Below are 20,409 nucleotides of genomic sequence, written 5' to 3' on the forward strand. Positions count from 1 at the left end.
CCGATGTCCGAAGTCCCGTCCTTGTACGGCGGCGCCGTCAACCGCCGGGTGCGCACCAGGGACCTGATCGCCGCCAAGGAGCGCGGCGAGCGCTGGCCGATGCTCACCTCCTACGACCAGTACACCGCCGGCATCTTCGACGAGGCCGGCATCCCCGTCCTGCTGGTGGGCGACTCGGCCGCCAACAACGTCTACGGCTACGAGTCCACCGTCTCGGTCTCCGAGGAAGAACTCCTGCCGCTGGTACGGGCGGTCGTCCGCTCCACGAAGCGCGCGCTCGTCGTCGGCGACCTGCCGTTCGGCTCCTACGAGGAGGGCCCGGCCCAGGCGCTGCGCACGGCGGTCCGCTTCATGAAGGAGGGCGGCTGCCACGCGGTGAAGCTGGAGGGCGGCCGGCGCGTCGCCCCGCAGATCGCCGCCCTGGTCAGCGCCGGCATTCCGGTGATGGCCCACATCGGCTTCACCCCGCAGAGCGAGCACGCCCTGGGCGGCTTCCGGGTGCAGGGCCGCGGCGACACCGCCGAGGAGGTCGTCGAGGACGCCCACGCGGTCGCCGAGGCGGGCGCCTTCGCCGTCGTCCTGGAGATGGTCCCGGGCGAGGTGGCCAAGCGCATCACCCACGAACTGCGCATCCCGACGGTCGGCATCGGCGCCGGCGCGGACACCGACGCCCAGGTCCTGGTGTGGCAGGACATGGCGGGCCTGCGCACGGGGCGGACGCCGCGCTTCGTGAAGCGGTACGCCGACCTGGCGGGCGCCCTGACCGACGCGACCAAGGCCTTCGCCGACGAGGTCCGCACCGGCGTCTTCCCGGCGCAGGAGCACACGTTCGACTGAGGTTTCTTGCCACGATAAGGGCGATAAGTCCGACACTTCGTGATCAGACTTATCGCCCTTATCGGACTTATCGCCTGACAGGCGGCATCACGGTATACGCCCGTTCATTCAGAATCTGAAGTGCGAGGTCGGCGGCCGCGCCTTCGCCGCCCCGACGTCCTGCGAGATCCGCGCCAGCTCGGGGGCCGCGCCATTCGCTGCCCCGACGCGCACGCCGGTTCGTTCAGAACCTGAAGTGCGACACCATCTGGCGGAGATCCTGCGACATGCGCGCCAGCTCGGCGGCCGCGCCCTTCGCCGCCCCGACGCCCTGCGTGGTGGCGGCGGTCGCGTCGGCCACGCCGGCGATGTTCGCCGCGATCCGCTCCGCGCCCGTGGCCGCCTCGGCGACCGAGCGGCTCATCTCGGCGGTGGTGGCCGACTGCTCCTCGACGGCCGAGGCGATCGTCGCCTGGTACTGGTTGATCTCCTCCACCACCTCGCCCATCCTCCGGATCGCCTCGGCCGTGCTGCCCGTGTCGGCCTGGATCGCGGTCACCCGCCGGCGGATGTCCTCGGTCGCCTTGGCCGTCTCCTGGGCCAGGTCCTTGACCTCGTTGGCGACGACCGCGAAGCCCTTGCCGGACTCCCCCGCCCGGGCCGCCTCGATGGTCGCGTTCAGGGCCAGCAGGTTGGTCTGCTCGGCGATCGACGTGATGAGCTTCAGGACGTTGCCGATCTCGGTCGACGACACGGCCAGCCGCTCGACCCGCTCGTTGGCCTCGGTCGCCTCGCGTACCCCGCCGGAGGCCACCCCGGCCGCGTCGGCGGCGTTGCGCGCGATCTCGTGGATGGACACGCCCATCTCCTCGGCCCCGGCGGCCACCGTGTTCACGTGCCGCGAGACCTCGTGCGAGGACGCCGACGCGTCGCCCATCTGCACGTTGGTCGCGTCGGCGGCCCCGGCGATCTCCTCACTGACCTTCGACAGCTGGCGGGAGGCGTCGGCAAGACTGTCCGAGCTGGTACTGACGGCAGCAATCGAGCCGCGGATGCTCCCCATGGCCGCATCCAGGCTCGCGGCCATCTGGCCGATCTCGTCCCGCCCGGTCACGCCGGCGCGCTGGGTCAGGTCGCCGTGGGCGAGCGCGTCGAGCACGGTGCGGACCCGCCGCACCGGGTGCACGATCGCCTTGGCCACCGGCACCGCGATGAACAGGAACACGACCAGCCCGACCAGCAGCGCGACCGAGGTCGTCCACTGGGCCTGGCGCCGGGTGCCGGCCATGTCGGCGCGCTCCTGTGCGATGCGCGCGTCGAGCTTGTCCTCCAGGGCGCCGACCTTGTCGTCGACCGCGTGGTTGCGGGTGGCGATCTCGCCCTCACGCTGGCGCACGCTCGCCTGATCGGCCTGGGCGTCCTTGATGAAGGTACCCATGAAGTCGTTGAAACCCAGCGCGTCGGTCTTGATGGCGTCCAGGTCGGATCGCACGTCGGCCGGCAGGTCGAGCGCGTCGAGCTCGTCGATGGTGTCGGTGACGGACGCGAGGTCGTCGGGCAGGTCCGCCAGGATGGCCGCGATGTCCTGCTCGGCCAGGGCGCGGTAGGCATCGACCTTGAGCTCGGACTCGCGGGTGTCGAGGTGGTGCAGCCGGGAGCTCGCGACATCCAGCACGTGCACGGTCTCGGCCTGGTCGCTGAGCCGGCCCTGCGCGATGAGGCCGGCGGTCCCCGTCGCCGCCGAGACGAGGATCCCGGCGGCGCAGAGGATGCCGATCTTCGAGGCGATGCCCACATTGGCGAAGACGGCCATACGACCCCAATCACGTGGTTTCCGGAGGTGTACCCGTGATATCGGCCACTGGCGACTTCGGCTGAACCTTCTTCGCTCCTAGGTCGCAACCTCGAGGCGCCGCAGACCCCGGATCACGTAGCCTGGCTTGTACTCGGGTTCGCTCACGAGGTACAACCGCGGCGCCTTGTCGAGGAGGGCCTCGAAGGACGCGGTCAGCTCGATCCGGGCCAGCGGCGCGCCGAGACAGTAGTGGATGCCGGCGCCGAACGAGATGTGCGGGTTGTCGCGCCGCGTCACGTCCAGCTCCTCGGGCTCGGCGAACGCCGCGGGGTCGTGGTTGGCCGACCCGAACAGCAGCGCCACCTCGCTCCCGCGCGGGATCCGCACCCCGCGCACCTCGATGTCCTCGAGCACCCACCGCTCGAACATCTGCAGCGGGGTGTCGAAGCGCATGAGCTCCTCGATGGCCGTACCGACGAGGCCTGGATCTTTTCTGATCTTGTCCAACTGCTCCGGGTGCTGCAGCAGCGCGCGCCACCCGTTGCCGGTCACGTTCACGGTCGCCTCGTGCCCGGCGTTGAGCAGCAGCACGCACGTGCCGATGAGCTCGTCCTCGCTGAGCCCCTCGACGGCGGCGAGCGCGCTGACCAGGTCGTCCCGCGGATCGTCCCGCCGCGCCCGCGCCAGCCCGCGCAGGTACTCGCTGAACTCCTCCGACGCCCGCACCGCACTGTCGGCCGTCTCCCGGGACGGATTCAGCTCGTACATCCCGCAGATCGCCGCCGACCAGGGGCGCAGCAGGTGCCGGTCGGCCTCGGGCACGCCGAGCAGCTCCGCGATGACGGTGACCGGCAGCGGCTCGGCGACCTCGGCGATCAGATCCCCGCCGCCGTTGCGCACGAACGCGTCGACGAGCTCGCCGGCGAGCCGTTGCACCACGGGGCGCAGGGCCTCGACCCGCCTGGGCGTGAACGCCTGCGAGACCAGGCGGCGGAGCCTGGTGTGGTCGGGCGGTTCGCGGTCGAGCATGCCGTTGTTGTTCAGGGTCCAGAACGGCTCCTGGTACTCCGGGGGCGCCGACCTGCCCATCTGCTCGTGGGTCGCGACGTGCAGGTAGCTGCGGCCGAGTCGACGGTCGCGGAGCAGGGCGTTGACGTCCTCGTGGCGGCTGATGAGGTATTGGTGGCTGGGCTCGAACCAGTGGACCGGGGTTTCTTCGCGGAGCTTGGCGTACGCGGGGTAGGGGCGCGCCACGAACTCCTGCGACCAGGGGTCGAAGGCGTTTTCGGCCTTGCCTGTGCCGTTGCCGTTGCCGTTGCTTTCGCCGGTGCTCTTGCCGTTGCCGGTGTTTTCGTTGGCGGTGTTTTTGTTGCCGGTGTTTTCGTTGGCGGTGTTTTCGTTGGCGGTGTTTTCGGTGCTGGTCACAGGTCGGTCACCCGGATGCCGGCGTGGGCCTTGTACCGCTTGTTGATGGCGATGAGGTTCGCGGTGAGCGCCTCGACCTGGCCGGCGTTGCGGAGCCGCCCCGCGAACACGCCGCGCATGCCGGCGATCCGTCCCGCGAGCGCCTGCACCTGCAGCGCGGCGTCGCGGTCGTCACCGAGCACGAGCACGTCGAGCTCCACTTCGTCCACCTCGGGATCCGCCAGCAGTACCGCGCTCACGTGGTGGAACGCCGCACATACCCGAGCCTCGGGCAGCAGCGCGGCAGCCTGCTCGGCGGCGCTGCCCTCTTCCACGCGCAGCGGGTACGGCCCCTGCTTGTCGAACCCCAGCGGATTCACGCAGTCGACCACGATCCGCCCGCCGGTCAGGTTCGGCGCAAGCTCGGCAACGGTGTTCGCGTGCCCTTCCCACGGCACCGCGATGACAACGACGTCGGCCCCGGCGGCAAACGGGTTGTCGCCGCCCTCGACGGTCCCCGTGACGCCCGGCAGCTCCCTCAGCTCCTGGGCGGCCTGCTGCCCCCGCTCGGTCGACCGGGAGCCGACGAGCACGCGCTGCCCGGCGCGCGCGAACCGGTACGCGAGGCCCCGCCCCTGCGGCCCGGTCCCCCCGATGATGCCCACGGACAGCCCGGACACGTCGGGCAGCTCGATCTGGTCGTAGCTCATGCCTTCTGTTGTACCTCTCGGAGCTCGGCTTCCTCGCGCCCGCCCCATGCCCGGCACCAACCAACTCGTCACACCCCGCGGTCCGTTCCCTTCTGCCGTGCCCGGCCTCGCTCCTCCGCCGCCTTCCTTTCGTCACCCCCTGCGGTCCCCCTCGCGTCTCCCCGGTCCGACGCGTGGCCGCCGCCACCCCACAGCCGCGACCCACCGATCACGTCTCCCCGGTCCGACGCGCGGCCGCCGCCACCCCACAGCCGCGACCCACCGATCACGTCTCCCCTTTCCGGCGCGTGGCCGCCGCGGCCCACCGTCTCGACCCGCCGGTCAGGCTTCCCTCGCGCGCATCGCAGTGCCTCAAGTTTCGGCGTCGGCGGCCCCCTCCGCGCGCAGCCGTCCCTCCACGCCGGGTGCTTTCGTTGGGCCTGTTCGCGCGCCCTTTGCCGCCGTCACCTCCTCCCGCCGTCACCTCCGCCTGCCGTCACCTCCGCCTGCCGTCACCTCCGCCTGCCGTCACCTCCGCCTGCCGTCACCTCCTCCTGCCGGCCCGCCGCCCGCACTCGCATCGCGTCCGCTGGCCGGCACCTCTTCGGCCGGCGTCTCACACCTCGTGGAAGGTCACCTTTCGCTTGGCCGGATCCGCCTCCGTGAGCCGCACCGAGATGCGCTCCCCCAGCGGCAGCGCGTCCCCCTCACACCGGGCCCGCACCGGCGGCTCGTCGATCGCGATGTCGGCCCGGTGCTTGGCCCGGTCCACGTCGAGCACCGCCGCCTCGAACGTCTCCCCCACCCGCCCCTGCAGCAGCGTCGCCTCCACCAGGTCCACCGCCCCGCGCTCGGCCGACCCCGCAACCCGGTCGGTACGCGTCATGACCTCCGGCAGCTTCGGCAGCGCCTCCCGGGCCCACGAGTGGACCGCTGCGCCGGCGTGAAGGGCCAGGCACACCTCGGTGACGTACCGGTCGGCCAGGCGCCGCAGCGGGGCTGTCACGTGCGCGTACGGTGCGGCCACCGCGGCATGCAGCGGCTGCTCCGGCGGCGCCCCGTCGAACGGCGTGTAGCCGGCCCCGCGCATCATTTCGGCGGCCTGATCCAGGAACGCCGCCGCCCTGGGCTGCGACGGGTCCAACGCCGCGATGACCCGCCCCGGGGTCGCACCATCCGGCCACGGTACGTCCAGTGCCCGCGCCGCCAACCGCAACGCCTCAACCGTCTCAGCCGGCGCCGGCGGCATGGTGCGCAACAGCCCGACCCCACCGTCCAGCATGATCTTCGCCGCCGACATCCCCGTCAGCAGCGAAATCTGCGCGTTGTACTCCTCCACCTCCACGGGCGCCCGCAGCGTCAACCGCCACCCGTCCCCGTCCGGCTCGACCTCCTGCTCCGGCAGCGGCAGATTCACGGCCCCGCGATCCAGTCCCCGGGCCACGAGCAGCTTGCCCACCTCCGGCAGCAGCGCGATCGAGGGGTGCAACCGCCCGCTGTCGGCGTCCCGCTGCACCGACTCGTAGTCGAGCTTGGCCCGGCTGCGCACCAGCGCCCGCGCCACGTCGACCCCGGTGGCGTTGCCCTCGGCGTCGACGTCGATCGCCCACAGCACCGCGGGCCGCGTCTGGTCCGGCAACAGGCTGGCCGCACCCTCACTGAGCACGGCCGGGTGCAGCGGCACCTTCCCATCGGGCAGGTACACGGTCTGCCCCCGCTCCCAGGTCTCCTTCTCCAGAGCCCCACCGGGTTGGACGAACGCCGCGACGTCGGCGATCGCGTAGTACACCCGATAGCCACCCTCCCGACGCTGCAACAACAGCGCCTGGTCGAGGTCTTTGGAGGTGGGCGGGTCAATGGTCACGAACTCCAGCTCGGTGCGATCCGGCCGGTCATCGAAGACCCGACCAGCGGCCGCCTCGGCTTCTTCCTGCGCGGCGCCGGAGAACGCCTCGGGAAGCTCAAGCTCGTGGCGGAGCGAACTGAAGTCGATGCGGGGGGCAAAAACTCGGCGAGCGGTCACGGGTCCAGTCTTACCAGGCCGGGTCACCCGAGAAATCACGCTAATGGCCGGTCCCGTTCCCGTTCTCGCGGCCGATGCGCGCCTCGGCCCACGGACCGAGAAACCCGGTCGTTCTTTCGGCCGATACGCCAAACCCCACCGCGGCGCAGTCTGGTCCACGAACCCAGCACAGCCCGGGACCGCGGCAGCTGGGGGCGGCAACGGCCAGGCCAAGCCGACCGCCAGGCGTGGTGGTTTCGGTGGGTGCGCGAGTGCGCTGTTGGTGGGCGTCGGTGGCGGGAATCGCCGATGGACGCCCGGTGGGGCGATGGCATGCGGCGTCGGTTCGCGTCGCCGGTCGGCGCCGGCACGTCATGGCGGACGTTGCCGGTGGGCGTCGGCAGGTTGGTGGCGATGTCGTCAGCGGGGCCAGCGGGTCGGTGGCGATGTCGTCAGCGGGGGCCGGCGGGTCGGTGGCGGGCGCTGTCGGTGGGCGTTGTTGGCATGCGTGGGCGCGGGTGTCAGCTGTGGGCGGTTGGCCGGCGTCGTCGGTGGCGGTTGGGGCCGGTGGTCGGCGGCGGGCAGGAAGCTAGGCATGCGGCGGCTGGTGGCTGGCAGTAGTGGCGGCGGAAAGGAGAACGGCCGGTCCCCACCGTTGTGGTGGACCGGCCGTTCTTGGGTGCTGGTGTTACGGGCGGGCGAGGGTGGCCCAGTCCTCCGGAGTCATGCTTGCGGCTTCCTCCGGGTTGTTGCCGTTCTCGCGGCCGGGGATGGCTTCGGCGGCCGTACCCGTGGTGGGCTCCGTGGCGGCGTCGGACGTGGCGGCCGTGGTGTCGGCGGTCAGGCCGCCCTCGGTCACCGCGGCTGCTGACGTGGTCGGCTCCGCCGGGGTTGCTGCCTCCGGCGCGACCGTGGTGTCCGGGGTCGTCGCGGTCGCCTTCTTGGCCGGCGCCTTGCGGGGCGTCGACTTGGCTGCCGTGGACTTCGTCGCCGTCGACTTGGCCGGAGCCGCCTTTGTCGCGGTGGACTTCGTCGCGGTCGACTTGGCCGGGGCCGACTTCGCGGCCGTGGTCGACTTGGCCGCCGCCTTCGTGGCGGTGGACTTCGTCGCCGACTTCGCCGGGGTGGCCTTTGACGTCGTCTTGGCCGGGGTCGACTTTGCCGCCGCCTTGGTTGCCGTGGACTTCGTCGCCGACTTGGCCGGGGCCGACTTCGCGGCCGTGGTCGACTTGGCTGCCGCCTTCGTCGCCGTGGACTTGGCCGCCGCCTTCGTCGCCGTCGACTTCGCCGGGGTGGCCTTCGTCGCTGACTTGGCCGGGGTCGCCTTGGCCGTCGTGGACTTGGCCGCGGCCTTCGTCGCCGACTTGGCCGGGGTGGCCTTGGCCGTGGTCTTCTTCGCGGCCGCGGACTTCGTCGCGGTCGACTTCGCCGGGGCGGCCTTCGAGGCCGTCGACTTGGCCGCGGACTTCGTCGCGGTCTTGGCCGGGGTGGCCTTCGCCGTCGTCGTCTTCTTGGTTGCCGTCGACTTCGTCGCGGCCGCGGACTTCGTCGCGGTTGACTTGGCCGGGGTGGCCTTGGCCGTGGTCTTCTTCGCGGCCGCGGACTTCGTCGCGGTTGACTTCGCCGGGGCGGCCTTCGACGCCGTCGACTTGGCCGCGGACTTCGTCGCGGTCTTGGCCGGGGTGGCCTTTGCCGTCGTCGTCTTCTTGGCTGCCGTGGACTTGGCTGCCGTCGACTTCGCGGCCGACTTGGCCGGGGCTGCCTTCGAAGCCGTCGTCTTCTTGGCGGCCGTTGACTTCGTCGCGGCCGACTTGGCCGGGGTGGCCTTCGCCGTCGTCGTCTTCTTGGCCGGGGTCGACTTCGCCGCGGTGGACTTCGCCGCGGTCGACTTCGCTGCCGTGGACTTCGCCGCCGTGGACTTGGCCGCAGTCGACTTGGCCGCAGTGGACTTGGCCGCCGTGGACTTGGCTGCGGTCGACTTCGCGGCGGTGGACTTGGCCGCCGTGGACTTCGTCGCTGCCGACTTGGCCGGGGCTGCCTTGGACGCCGTGGTCTTCTTGGCTGCCGTCGACTTCGCGGCCGACTTGGCCGGGGTGGCCTTGGCCGTCGTCGTCTTCTTGGCCGGGGACGCCTTCGTTGCCGCGGTCGTCTTCTTGGCCGGGGACGCCTTGGTGGCTGCGGTCGTCTTCTTGGCGGCGGCTGTGGTGGTCTTGGCCGCCGGGGTCGCCGTCTTTGACGCCGTGGACTTGCGGGCCGTCGAGCCCGCCGCCGGGGTCGCCGACTTGGACGCCGTCGCTCGGCGAGCCGTCGAACCGGCCGCCGGGGTCGCCGACTTCGTGGCGGACTTGCGGGCGGTTGAACCCGCCGCCGAACCCGCCGCCGGAGTCGCCGACTTCGACGCCGTGGACTTGCGCGCCGTCGAACCCGCCGCCGGAGAAGCCGCCGACTTGCGAGCGGTCGAACCCGCCGCCGAACCCGCCGCCGGAGTCGCCGTCTTCGACGCCGTGGCCTTGCGGGCCGTCGAACCGGCCGCCGGAGAAGCCGCCGACTTGCGAGCGGTCGAACCCGCCGCCGGAGTCGCCGTCTTCGACGCCGTCGACTTGCGGGCCGTCGAACCCGCCGCCGGAGAGGCCGCCGTGGACTTCCGGGCCGTTGAAGCCGCCGCCGGGGAGGCCGTCGTGGCCTTGCGCGCGGTTGAACCCGCCGCTGGGGTTGCCGTGGTGGACTTGCGGGCCGTTGAGGTCGCGGGGGTTGCCGACTTCGGGGCGGTCTTGCGAGTCGTGGTGGTGGACGCCGGGGTTTCCGGAGTCACCTTGGCGGTCGTGGTGCGGCGGGGGGCGCCGGCCGCGACCGTCTTGCGGGCCCTGGCGGGGGCCTGCTCGGTCGTCGCGGAGGCCGTGGCCGCCGCGGTCGTCGCGGCCGCGCGCGCTGCGGCCGATCTCGTGGTGGCCTTCTTAGCTGCGGCCATCGTGGTCCTCCTGGAGGAGTTCTCCCGCGTCCTGCGGGATGTTCGCGGTTGGGTTGTGCGGGTGGTCGGGTTTTCGGGGAGCCGGCCTTCCCGGGCGGTTCGCGGTCGCTCCGGGCTCCGGCGCTTTGCTAGTGCTTGCCTTCCCACCGTTCGTCTTCGGCGTCCCACGCCTCGTTGCGTTCATGGACTTTAGCGATAGCTTGTTGGGCTTCCGCCGCCGAGTCGTACGGGCCGAGGCGATCCCTTCCCGGGCACATGTTGTCCTCGGACTCGACCCGTTGGTGAGAAAGGCACCAGTAGTACCGCTCAGCACCGCTGCTGCTCATGACATCACTGTGCACCGCAAATGAAACATGCGCCACCGAAACCGGCAAATAGCTTGTTGAGATTCCACAGTAGACGCAACCGGCCGACAAGGGTCGCGGTCGCGGGCCGCGGGGCGAACCGGTCGCTATCCGCATTCGGGAGAGGTCCGAAAGGCGTTGTCACACAACAGTTTGGCGATCATGGCGGGGGTGTCAATTCCGGGATTGCGGTGGGAGTTGCACGGGCGGGCTGTGGTAACTCTCACCCGCGGGTGAGCCGAACGGAGGAAACACATTCGAGTCGTCCGGTCGAGGTGCCGATCCTCGTTCGGAGACGAACGAAGGCCACCGACCGACGAAGGAGGGGGCCCGCCGGCATCGTCCACGGTGGACAGGACCGGAGCGGCGACCGAAGCAGGGGCGACCGAAAGCGGCGGCACAAGAAAGACCGGGCGAGGGTGGCGGCGGGCACGTGGGGTACAAGAGCAGGCTCTGAAACAATCGCCGTGTGAGCCTCCATGCCGATGACCTGCCCGACGTCCTGGCCGTGCCGCCGCTGAGTGCGCCGCCCGACGTCACCCTGCGCCCGCCCGGGTCGAAGAGCATCACCAACCGCGCGCTCATCTGCGCCGCCCTCGCGCCGGGGCGCAGCACGCTGACCGGGATGCTGTTCGCCAACGACACCCACGCGATGCTCGGCGCGGTGCGGGCGCTCGGGGCGGCCGTCACCGTCGACGAGCCCGCCAAGACCGTGTTCGTCGACGGGGTCGACCCCCGCACGGCGAGCGGCGAGGTGCGCATCGACGCGCGCCAGTCGGGTACGACGGGGCGGTTCATCCTGCCCGCCGCGGCCCTGCGCCCGGCGCGCGGCATCGTCGACGGCGACCCGCAGCTGCTGGCCCGGCCGTTCGGGCCGCTCGTGGACGCGCTGCGCGAGCTCGGCGCGACCATCGAGGACCTGGGCCGGCCGGGGTACCTGCCGGTCGCCGCGACGGGACCGGTGGCGGGCGGCAAGGTGGCGGTGCCGGGGCACATCTCCAGCCAGTACCTCTCGGGGCTGCTCATGGCCGGGCCGCTGATGGCCGACGGGCTGACCGTCGAGCTCACCTCGCCGCTGGTCTCGGTGCCCTACGTCGAGTCGACCACCGCCGTCATGGCCGCGTTCGGGGTGAGCGTGGACGGGCTGACGGTCCGGCCGGGGACGTACCGGGCGACCGAGTACGCGATCGAGCCCGACGCCAGCGCCGCCTCGTACCTGCTGGCGGCGGCCGCGATCACCGGCGGCCGGGTGACCGTCGAGGGGCTCGGCACCCGCAGCCTGCAGGGCGATGTGCGCTTCGCCGACCTGCTCGAGCGGATGGGTGCGCGGGTCGAGCGGGCGGCGGACAGCATCACGGTCACCGGTACCGGCGAACTGCACGGCATCGAGGTCGACATGGCCGACATCTCCGACACCGCGCAGACGCTGGCCGCCGTGGCCGCGTTCGCCGACTCCCCCACCGTCGTCACCGGCATCGACTTCATCCGGCGCAAGGAGACCGACCGGATCGCGGCCATCGTGACCGAGCTGCGCCGGGCCGGGCTGGACGCGACCGAGGACGTGGACGGGTTCACGGTGCGGCCGGGAGCGATCGCGGCGACGGATTTCGAGACGTACGACGACCACCGCATGGCGATGAGCCTGGCGCTGCTCGGGCTGCGCGTGCCCGGCATCCGCATCAAGCACCCGCGGTGCATCGCCAAGACCTACCCGACGTACTTCGAGGACCTGGCCAAGCTCTAACGCCGCTCGCAGGCGACGCCGTCCTTGTCGGCGTCGAGGCGCTTGTTGGCGTCGTACGCGGCCTGGTTCACGGTGAACGTGGTGACCGGCTTCGCGCGGCGCGCGACCTTGTCCGTCGCGCCCGCGCGGGCCACGCCGTGCGGGAAGTCGTGCTGCAGGGCGGCGCAGTTGACGTACCGCTTCGGCGCGGCCTGGCCCGTCGGGAGCGCCAGCAGCACCGCCAGCAGTACGTGCATCATGTCCGGTGAACTCGGCCGGTCGCGCCCGGACCTGAGGGTTCTACAGCGCGTCGAACCAGAGCGCCTCCCACGAGCCCGGAGCCGCACCTGTCGCCTTCATTTCCTGGTAGTACTGCCCGGTGTAATCGAGCCGGCAGGTGAAGTAGGTGCCGCGGGTGGAGTTGCGCAGGTAGTACTTGCCGGCGTCGGTCCACACGTCGAACGTCTCCCAGGTGTCGTTCCACTCGCCGCGCCCGCGCAGCATGCCGAGGTTCTTGCCGGTGTACCCGTACTCGGCGGTCACCAGATAGCCCGACGGCGCCTCCAGGAACACCGTGTGCCCGCCGTCCTCCGAGCAGATGCGGAACACCTCCCAGCTGCCGGTCTGGCCGGGGGCGGTGCGCGCGCGGAGCATGTTGTGGATGGCGCCGCCGTAGCCCTGTTCCTCGGCGATGTACCGGTTGGCGACCAGGCTCAGAATCTTGTAGTCGCGGCACGTGGCCTGCAGCGCCGGCAGGTTGGTGCCCTCGAACCCGAGCTGCTGGTCCCCGCCCCGCTCCAACGGCGTCCCGCCGGTCATGTCGATCTTCCCCGGCGACAGCCCCGGCGGCGGCGCGACGGCACTGCCGCGCCCGCTCGGGTGCCCGGGATTGCCCTCCTCGGCGCGCGCGAGCGCGAGGGGCGTCACGACCGCCGCGACGACCGCCGCGGCCACCAACACCAAGATGCTTTTGCGCCGCACGGGGCACTCCGTTCACGCCGACGACCGCTTCGTCCGGCCGTGTCGCGGACGATGCTCGGGCACGCCATCGACGAGGGTCAAGGAGCCAAAGCCGATCTTAAACTTCCCTTCAGCGCCCTTTCCAGGTCGTCACACTCCGCATCCGGTACCGTCTGCAAGCGCTGTGAAAGCTGTTGAAAACGGTCTGAAATGTGCAGGGTCACGACTCCCGCCCGTCACCGCGACACCTCGCCGGTAGGGTGCCCCGGGTGGGCATCAGGGCCGAGCGGGTAGCCATGCTCGTCGCGGTCGTAGCGCTGTTGGTCGGTGGCTTCCTGGTCGCGTCCGTGAAGTGGAACGAATACTCCTGCGAGCGGCGGATCGAGCGCGACCGCGCGACGGTTCGGACCGACCGCGGGCCGATCCGGGCGGAGCTGGCGCCGCTCGGGGCGGTGGTCGGCGTGCACTGGGTGCTCGACCCCGACCGGCAGTGCGGTCTCCTGCCGGTGCCGGGCACGGATCGCGACTCGCAGGCCGGCGTGGTCCGGATCGAGCCGGCGCGGGCCGCGGATCTGGTCGCGCGCTACACGGGATGGGAAGCGGCCGACACGTTCGACGCGATCCCGATCCTGGGCCGATACCTCCCGCGCGGCGGAACCTGGCGGCACGCCGGCGAACTCGACGCGGCGTTCGCGGGGGCGCATCCGGGCGAGTCGGCCCGCTACGTCGTGGACGTCGCGAGCGGGACGGTGCTCTTCAGCTCGTACGCCGACCATTTCTGACCCCGGATATGCTCTAGCGATGGACGCCTACTTCGTGTTTGGGGCGCTCTTCCTCGCCGGGTTGGTCCTGGCCACCAACTTCCGCGGCTTCACCACCTGGTACGCCCGCAAATCGGTGCGTCCGTCGCCGGGCGGCCTGTTCCTCAGCCATTGGACCCGACCGTCAGGCCCGCGGGAATTGGAGCGGCGGCGAAGCGAGGCACTCGCGATGTTCCGCCTCATCGGCGGGGTGGTTGCGGGGCTCGGCCTGGCCATGCTCTTCGCCGCCTCTCCCCTGGGTCACGGCTGAGCCGCGAAACGAGACCGCGAATCCCGGAATGTCCGGATCCACGAATGGTGGAATTGACGTCAACCAAGTTGAAAGACGATTCCGGCGCTCCGTCGCGCAGCGTTACGCTCGGTCGAGATCCCGGAGCGTGTGGGCCGAGCGTCCGCACCCCGCAACGGATCATCCAGCGTCAAGAGCCATAACGGCCCGACCTGAGCCGACTTACGGGTCGATGATGATCAATAGAGTAGATCAATCGGCGGCTTTAAGTAGGTACCCTCGCGTTCCTTGAGTACTACGTTCGGATTACGAGGGTCGACCGTGGGGCCACAGCGACGCTACGTTGGGCACCGGCATGAATTCTGCACGTGAACATTTCCGTGAGAGAGCCGGTTCTGTGATCTCGACGCAGCGTAGTGGTACGGCCCGTGACGACCGGCGTGAACCGCCGGTCCGGTCGTCTGCGCTGAGTAAGGTCATCGCCGGAAAAGCTGGAGCGCTGAGTAAAAACCGGGCGCTACGCGACGGCTCGCCAAGTAGTGCGGCGGCCCGCGGTGGCCAATGGGCCCGCGCCGATCGCGTCGAGCATGAGGGCCTGCACGGCGTACGGCTCAGCGGGCTTCCAGTTGTGCGTCTCCGGCGCCAGCTCCCAGCGGACCCGCCCGCCGAACTGCTGGCTCGGCGGGGCCGGGACCCACGAGCCCTGGCCGTGCAGCACGACGCCGGCCTGGGCGGCGAGCTCGGGCAGGACGCCGTGGCCGGGCAGCACCAGGAACATCCAGCGGTCCCCGGGCGCCACCGCCACCGGGCCGCGGGCGGCCACGAAACCGTCGCCCAGCAGCGCCGCGCGGCCCAGGGCGCCGGGGACTTCCAGCACGTCGAAGGCGTACCCGGTGGGCAGCAGCACCGTGTAGGAGTGTTCGCGCCAGATCGCGGCGACGGAGTCACCGGTGAACGGCGCCGGGTGGCAGGCGACGGTCGGGCAGCCGGGGGTGCCGCAGTCGAAGCGCCGCTCCCGCTGGTGCCGCCCGGTGTGCCGGCCGACCAGGTAGGCGCCCGGGCGAACGGGCCAGCCGTGTGCCGCGTAGCGGGCCGCGGCCTTACGCAACCGCAGGCGTTCCCACGAGAACATGACGGTCTCCAACCAGGCGAGATCACTCGAAAGTGCGCACGGAACCACGTCGCGTTACCGGACGCGTTGTGCGTCGTTGGCCAATACGACGGGGGCTGCAACTTGCACATCGGAACGTATGAGCGAACGACCGGGATGAACCGCACAAATCGTGCGATGTCTACCGGCCGGGTGACCTCCGGAGGTGAGCGACGTGGATGAGTTGCCCATCGGCCGTCGGGTGGCCTACTGGCGGAACCGGCGCAAGATGTCGCAGCAGGTCTTCGCGGACCGGCTGGGCAAGTCCAAGAGCTGGGTCGACAAGGTCGAGCGGGGCGTGCGCCGGCTCGACAAGTTCTCAGTGGTGTACGAGATCGCCGACGTCCTGCAGCTGGACGTGCAGATCCTGCTGGGCCGGGACCCCGAGCGGCGCCCCGACAGCATCAACTGCGTCGACCAGATCGAGGTCGAGGAGATCCGCGCCGCGCTGGAGCGCTACGACCAGATCAGCGCCTTCTTCTACGCGCCGCCCGAGCCGCCCCCGCTGCCGGAGATGCGCAAGGCGGTGACCCACGCCTGGCTGTCGTACCAGCACGCGAAGTACGGCATGCTGGCCCGCACCCTGCCCCGCCTGCTGCGCGAGGCCCAGGCCGCCGACACCGCCTACAGCGACGGCGCCCAGGCGGAGGAGGCCGCCCACCTGCTCGGCCAGGTGTACCAGATCGCCTCGTCGGCCCTGCGCAAGCTCGGCGAGCACGAGCTGTCGTGGCTCGCGGCCGACCGGTCGATCGCCGTGTCCCAGCGCGCGGGCGACCAGCTGCTGGCCGGCACCGCCACCACGCGGGTCGCCTGCGCGCTGCTCTCCCTCGGCCGGGCCCGCCCGGCGCTGGAGATCAACGTCAACATCGCGAACCGGCTCGCGCCCGGGTTCGGCGGCAACGACAGCACCCCGGAGCGGCTCTCCGTCTACGGCCAGCTGCTCCTGCAGGGCGCCATGTCCGCCGCCCGGATCGGTGACAGCGCGACCGTGCGCGACCTGCTGGCCGGGGCCGAGGACGCGGCGCGGGGCATGGACGGCGACGCCAACTACTACTGGTCGTGCTTCGGGCCGACGAACGTCAAGCTGCACCGGGCCGCCGCCGCCGTCGAACTCGGCGAGGGGCGCGTGGCGGTGGAGGTACACCAGAGCCTGGATCTTGATGTTTTCAATGCCCTGCTGCCGGAGCGCCGGGCGCACCACTATCTGGACCAGGCCCGGGCCCAGGCGCTGATCGGCGACATCGACATGGCCAGCGAGATGCTCCTGGAGGGCGACCGGCTGGCGCCGTCGGAGATCCGGTGCCGGCCCCTGGCCCGCGAGGTGCTCAGCGACGTCCTGCGCCGCACGCGGGGCACGCCGTCGGCCCCGGTGGCGGAACTTGCCGAGCACATGAGTGTGGGCGTGTAAGCAACAGGGCAGAATGCCCGCAGATCCGGTGCCGGCCTCTGGCCCGCGAGGTGCTCAGCGACGTCCTGCGCCGCACGCGGGGCACGCCGTCGGCCCCGGTGGCGGAACTTGCCGAGCACATGAGTGTGGGCGTGTAAGCAACAGGGCAGAATGCCCGCATGTCACGACCCGTTTTGTACGCCGTCGTGTGTGGCTCACCCGCCACCGCCGGCGTTGGCAATCTGGTCTCGCTCGCCCAGGAGCGTGGCTGGGACGTCTGCGTGGTCGCCACGCCGGACGCCCTCAAGTGGCTCGATGTGCCCGGCGTGGTCAGGCAGACCGGTCACCCCGTACGACACCGGTACAAATACCCCGGCGACCCGGACGTCCTGCCGGCCGCCGAGGCGATCATCGTCGCGCCCGCGACCGTCAACACGGTCAACAAGTGGGCGGCCGGCATCGCCGACACCCTGGCCCTCGGCCTCGTCGTCGAGGGGCTCGGGCTGGGGCTGCCGATCGTCGCGGTGCCGTACACGAACCGGGCCATGGCCGCCCACCCCGCGTTCGGCGAGTCGATCGAGCGGCTGCGGTCGTGGGGCGTCACGATGCTGTACGGCGACGACATCATCGAGCTGCACCAGCCCGGCATCGGCGAGAACCGCACCGACTTCCCGTGGCACCTCCCGCTGGACGCGCTGGAGGCGCAACGGTCCGTGCAGGCGCCGGTGGACTAACGTAGCGCCGTGCGCGTCGCCGAACTCGTCACGCTGCTGGAGCAGCGCTACCCGCCGGAGTGGGCCGAGGACTGGGACCGCGTCGGGTTCGTCCTCGGCGACCCCGACGCGACCGTCAGCCGGGTGCTGCTCGCCGTGGACTGCGACCCGGCCGTCGTCGAGGAGGCCGAGCGGACCGGGGCGGAGCTGGTCTTCACCCACCATCCGCTGCTCCTGCGCGGCGTCTCCATCCTCGCGCCGACGACCTACAAGGGCCGCATCGTGCACCGGATGATCAGAGCCGGGATCGCGTTGTACACCGCGCACACCAACGGCGACGTCGCCAACCCGGGCGTGTCGGATGCCCTGGCGGGGCGGCTCGGCCTGCTGGAAGTACACCCGCTGCGGTCTGATCCGAAGGCACCCGAGCGCGGACACGGGCGCGTCGGGCGGCTCCCCGAGCCGATGACCCTGGCCGCGTTCGCCCGGCACGCGGCCGATCAACTGCAGCAAAACGCCGCCATGGTACGGGCGGCAGGGGACCCGTCCCGGCCCGTCCGCACGGTCGCGGTGTCCGGCGGGTCGGGCGATGCGTTCCTGGCCGACGCCACCCGCGCGGGCGTTGACGCATACTTGACCGCGGATCTGCGCCATCATCCGGCGCAGGAGCACCTCGCGAACGGCGGGCCGGCCCTCGTCGACGTCACCCACTGGGCGTCCGAGCGGCCCTGGCTGGACGACGTCGCGGCGTTCCTGCGCGCGGAGGCCGGCGTGCAGACCATCGTGTCCGATGTGGACACCTCACCCTGGGTTCTGTTGGAGGGTAACGACTCGTGAAGGCCGATCCGGAAGCCCAGCGCCGCCTGCTCGATCTCCAGGCGATCGACATCGCGCTGACCCAGCTCGCACACAAGCGCAAGGCGCTGCCCGAGCACGCCGAGCTCGACGCGCTGGCCCGCGAGCTGTCCATGATGGAGGATCAGCGGGTCCGCGCCCAGGTCGCCGTGGACGACATCGACCGCGACATCGAGCGGCTGGAGAAGGACGTCGAGCAGGTCCGCGCCCGCAAGGACAAGGACCAGGCCCGCCTCGACGGCGGCAGCGGCCCGTCGCGCGAGCTGGAGGCGCTGCAGCACGAGATCGCCACGCTCAACCGGCGCCAGTCCGAGCTCGAGGACGCCGAGCTGGAGTTCATGGAGCAGCGCGAGACCGCCCAGGCCGCCCTGGACGAGATCGTCGGCAAGCTGACGACGTCCCGGGCCACCCGCGCCGCGTCCGAGCAGCGCCGCGACGAGGCCCTGGCCGCGATCGCCAAGGACGAGGAGTTCCGCCGGGCCGGGCGCCGCCCGCTCGCCGCCGACCTGCCGGCCGACCTGGTCACGCTGTACGACAAGATCCGCGAGTCCAGCGGCGGGATCGGCGCGGCGATGCTGCGCCAGGGCCGCTGCGAGGGCTGCCGCATCGAGCTCTCCGGCGGCGACAAGGCCCGCGTGAAGGCGGCCCCGGCGGACGAGGTCGTGCGCTGCGAGGAGTGCCGCCGCATCCTGGTGCGCACCGCCGAGTCGGGGCTGTAGCCGCATGCGGGTGATCGTCGAGGCCGACGGGGGTTCGCGCGGCAACCCGGGCCCGGCCGGCTACGGCGCCGTCGTGCGCGACGAGCACGGCGGGCTGCTGGCCGAGCGGCTCGGGGCGCTCGGGGTGACCACGAACAACGTCGCCGAGTACTCCGGGCTGATCGCCGGGCTGAAGGCCGCCCGCGAGCTGGGCGCGGACGAGGTCGACGTGCGGATGGACTCCAAGCTGGTCATCGAGCAGATGGCCGGGCGTTGGCAGATCAAGCATCCGGGGCTGCGTCCGCTCGCCGACGAGGCCAAGGCGCTGGCGCGGGGGTTCGCGCTGGTGCGGTACGGCTGGATTCCGCGCGAGCAGAACAAGGACGCCGACCGGCTGGCCAACGCCGCGATGGACGGCAAGGCCGAGCCGGTTGAGAAGCGTTCCTGGTCTCCCCCGTCGACCGGCTCTCCCCTCCGGATGGTCATCATCCGGCACGGCGAGACCCCGTACACGGCCGAGAAGCGGTACTCGGGCCGGGGCGACATTCCCCTCGCCCCCGTCGGTCACGAGCAGGCCGCTCGCGCCGCGGCCCGGGTGCATGAGCTGGTCCCGGATCTGGCCGCGGTGATCAGCTCGCCGCTGAAGCGCTGCCTGGAGACCGCCGCAGCGCTGGGTGACGTGCCGTTGATCGTCGAGGACGACCTCATCGAGTGCGACTTCGGCGAGTGGGAGGGCCTCACGTACGCCGAGGTCCGCGAGCGCTACGCGGCCGAGCAGGACCGGTGGCTGGCCTCGACCGCCGTCCCGCCGCCCGGAGGCGAGTCGTTCCAGCAGGTCGCGATGCGGGTGCGGCGGGCGGTCCGGAGTTTGCAGGATCGCTTCGAGGGGCGCCAGATCGCCGTCGTCTCACATGTGACGCCGATCAAATTGATGCTCCGGGACGCCTTGGCCGCCAGCGACTCGTTCCTGTTCCGGCTGTATCTCGACGCGGCCGGGATTTCCCTCGTCGACTCCTGGCCCGACGGTGGGGTCGCGGTCCGGTCGGTGAACGAGACGGGGCACTTGTCCTGATTTTTTACGAGAAGGCTTGATATAGCAGGACAAGGCCGACCACGGTCCCGAACGCGACGATCAAGGTCCTCAGCACGATGCTCGGCAGCCGCCGGGCCAGCCGTGCCCCGAGGTACCCGCCGATCAGCGCGGTCGGGGCCGTGACCGCCACATCGGCCCAGTCGACCGGCCCGAACAGCGCGAACGCGAGCACCCCGACCAGCCCGACGACGGCCGAGATGACGTTCTTCAGCGCGCTGACCCGGGCCATGGACTCGTCCACGACCAGCCCGATCCCGGCGACGAGCATGACACCGAGGGCGGCGCCGAAGTACCCGCCGTAGATCGACCCGACGAAGACCATCGCGTGCAGGCTCAGCGCCCGCCGCCGCCCCGACATCTCCCGCGGATGCCCCACGAGCCGCCGCAGCCGGTCCTGGAACGCGAGCACCGCCGCCGCCCCGAGCACCAGGAACGGCACCACCACGTCGAACGCCGCCGCCGGCGTGAGCAGCAGCAGCGCGCACCCGAACGCGGCCCCGACGACCGCGGTCGGCACGAGCGGCCGCCAGTGCGCCCGCCCGAGGTCGGCGCGGCTGCCGACGACGGACGAGACGTACCCCGGAAACACGGATGTGCTGTTCGTCACGTTCGCCGCGACGGGCGGCAACCCGGTCGCGATCAGGGCCGGAAACGTGATGAGCGACCCGCCCCCGGCGATCGCGTTGACGGTCCCGGCCGCCAGCCCGGCCACGGAGAGCAATGCGATGTCGGCGAGGTCCATGGTCTGACTACCATAGTCAG

Annotated in this window: 19 protein-coding genes; 10 read left to right on the forward strand and 9 right to left on the reverse strand. The window is 71.4% G+C overall.

Features of this window, described 5'->3' with window-relative positions:
• The first annotated feature begins 3 nt into the window (after positions 1-3).
• On the forward strand, positions 4-837 hold the full coding sequence (gene panB / locus ACQP00_RS44745) for a 3-methyl-2-oxobutanoate hydroxymethyltransferase (RefSeq protein WP_433209214.1): 834 nt from the start codon (positions 4-6) through the stop codon (positions 835-837).
• 223 nt (positions 838-1,060) lie between these two features.
• On the opposite strand, the gene ACQP00_RS44750 is transcribed toward panB, so the two are convergent.
• From ACQP00_RS44750 to ACQP00_RS44770, 5 genes are all read right to left on the reverse strand, one after another.
• Complete coding sequence (locus ACQP00_RS44750; RefSeq protein WP_433209217.1) at positions 1,061-2,629, reverse strand: methyl-accepting chemotaxis protein; 1,569 nt, start codon at positions 2,627-2,629, stop codon at positions 1,061-1,063.
• Positions 2,630-2,707: 78 nt separating this feature from the next.
• The gene (locus tag ACQP00_RS44755) at positions 2,708-4,036 is read right to left on the reverse strand and encodes a cytochrome P450 (protein ID WP_433209220.1); all 1,329 of its coding nucleotides are present in this window, start codon (positions 4,034-4,036) and stop codon (positions 2,708-2,710) included.
• Positions 4,033-4,725: an NADPH-dependent F420 reductase gene (gene npdG / locus ACQP00_RS44760; RefSeq protein WP_433209223.1), complete on the reverse strand. Its 693-nt coding sequence runs from the start codon at positions 4,723-4,725 to the stop codon at positions 4,033-4,035. The genes ACQP00_RS44755 and npdG overlap by 4 nt, the downstream gene beginning before the upstream one ends.
• 595 nt (positions 4,726-5,320) lie before the next feature.
• Entirely contained in the window at positions 5,321-6,727 is a 1,407-nt protein-coding gene (locus ACQP00_RS44765) for an RNB domain-containing ribonuclease (protein WP_433209226.1), read from the reverse strand.
• Positions 6,728-7,394: 667 nt separating this feature from the next.
• Positions 7,395-7,565, reverse strand: coding sequence for a hypothetical protein (locus tag ACQP00_RS44770; RefSeq protein ID WP_433209229.1), 171 nt, complete (start codon positions 7,563-7,565; stop codon positions 7,395-7,397).
• Positions 7,566-7,578: 13 nt separating this feature from the next.
• Between ACQP00_RS44770 and ACQP00_RS44775 the strand changes: the two genes are divergently transcribed.
• Together ACQP00_RS44775 and aroA are read left to right on the forward strand one after the other, a co-directional pair.
• Entirely contained in the window at positions 7,579-9,867 is a 2,289-nt protein-coding gene (locus ACQP00_RS44775) for a hypothetical protein (RefSeq protein WP_433209232.1), read from the forward strand.
• Positions 9,868-10,487: 620 nt separating this feature from the next.
• Entirely contained in the window at positions 10,488-11,762 is a 1,275-nt protein-coding gene (gene aroA / locus ACQP00_RS44780) for a 3-phosphoshikimate 1-carboxyvinyltransferase (RefSeq protein WP_433209235.1), read from the forward strand.
• Here the strand turns inward: aroA and ACQP00_RS44785 are convergent.
• A complete protein-coding gene (locus ACQP00_RS44785; RefSeq protein ID WP_433209238.1) occupies positions 11,759-12,001 on the reverse strand; it encodes an excalibur calcium-binding domain-containing protein in 243 nt (80 codons plus the stop codon). The genes aroA and ACQP00_RS44785 overlap by 4 nt on opposite strands.
• A 40-nt stretch (positions 12,002-12,041) precedes the next feature.
• Positions 12,042-12,695: a fascin domain-containing protein gene (locus tag ACQP00_RS44790; RefSeq protein WP_433209241.1), complete on the reverse strand. Its 654-nt coding sequence runs from the start codon at positions 12,693-12,695 to the stop codon at positions 12,042-12,044.
• Positions 12,696-12,970: 275 nt separating this feature from the next.
• On the opposite strand from ACQP00_RS44790, the gene ACQP00_RS44795 reads away from it, so the two are divergent.
• Positions 12,971-13,483, forward strand: coding sequence for a hypothetical protein (locus ACQP00_RS44795; RefSeq protein ID WP_433209244.1), 513 nt, complete (start codon positions 12,971-12,973; stop codon positions 13,481-13,483).
• Positions 13,484-13,502: 19 nt separating this feature from the next.
• The gene (locus tag ACQP00_RS44800; RefSeq protein ID WP_433209247.1) at positions 13,503-13,772 is read left to right on the forward strand and encodes a hypothetical protein; all 270 of its coding nucleotides are present in this window, start codon (positions 13,503-13,505) and stop codon (positions 13,770-13,772) included.
• Between the two features lie 496 nt (positions 13,773-14,268).
• On the opposite strand, the gene ACQP00_RS44805 is transcribed toward ACQP00_RS44800, so the two are convergent.
• Entirely contained in the window at positions 14,269-14,883 is a 615-nt protein-coding gene (locus tag ACQP00_RS44805) for a bifunctional DNA primase/polymerase (protein WP_433209250.1), read from the reverse strand.
• 193 nt (positions 14,884-15,076) lie between these two features.
• Between ACQP00_RS44805 and ACQP00_RS44810 the strand changes: the two genes are divergently transcribed.
• From ACQP00_RS44810 to ACQP00_RS44830, 5 genes are all read left to right on the forward strand, one after another.
• A complete protein-coding gene (locus tag ACQP00_RS44810; protein WP_433209253.1) occupies positions 15,077-16,309 on the forward strand; it encodes a helix-turn-helix domain-containing protein in 1,233 nt (410 codons plus the stop codon).
• A gap of 158 nt (positions 16,310-16,467) precedes the next feature.
• Positions 16,468-17,022, forward strand: a complete 555-nt coding sequence (locus ACQP00_RS44815) for a flavoprotein (protein ID WP_433209256.1) — start codon at positions 16,468-16,470, stop codon at positions 17,020-17,022.
• 9 nt (positions 17,023-17,031) lie between these two features.
• The gene (locus ACQP00_RS44820) at positions 17,032-17,838 is read left to right on the forward strand and encodes a Nif3-like dinuclear metal center hexameric protein (RefSeq protein WP_433209259.1); all 807 of its coding nucleotides are present in this window, start codon (positions 17,032-17,034) and stop codon (positions 17,836-17,838) included.
• Positions 17,835-18,575: a zinc ribbon domain-containing protein gene (locus ACQP00_RS44825; RefSeq protein ID WP_433209262.1), complete on the forward strand. Its 741-nt coding sequence runs from the start codon at positions 17,835-17,837 to the stop codon at positions 18,573-18,575. The genes ACQP00_RS44820 and ACQP00_RS44825 overlap by 4 nt, the downstream gene beginning before the upstream one ends.
• 4 nt (positions 18,576-18,579) lie before the next feature.
• Positions 18,580-19,626: a histidine phosphatase family protein gene (locus ACQP00_RS44830; protein ID WP_433209265.1), complete on the forward strand. Its 1,047-nt coding sequence runs from the start codon at positions 18,580-18,582 to the stop codon at positions 19,624-19,626.
• 4 nt (positions 19,627-19,630) lie between these two features.
• Here ACQP00_RS44830 and ACQP00_RS44835 read toward each other — a convergent pair whose 3' ends face one another.
• A complete protein-coding gene (locus ACQP00_RS44835) occupies positions 19,631-20,389 on the reverse strand; it encodes a sulfite exporter TauE/SafE family protein (RefSeq protein ID WP_433209268.1) in 759 nt (252 codons plus the stop codon).
• Between the last annotated feature and the right edge of the window lie 20 nt (positions 20,390-20,409).

It is taken from the genome of Dactylosporangium sp. CS-047395 (assembly GCF_050942185.1).
Classification (GTDB): domain Bacteria; phylum Actinomycetota; class Actinomycetes; order Mycobacteriales; family Micromonosporaceae; genus Dactylosporangium.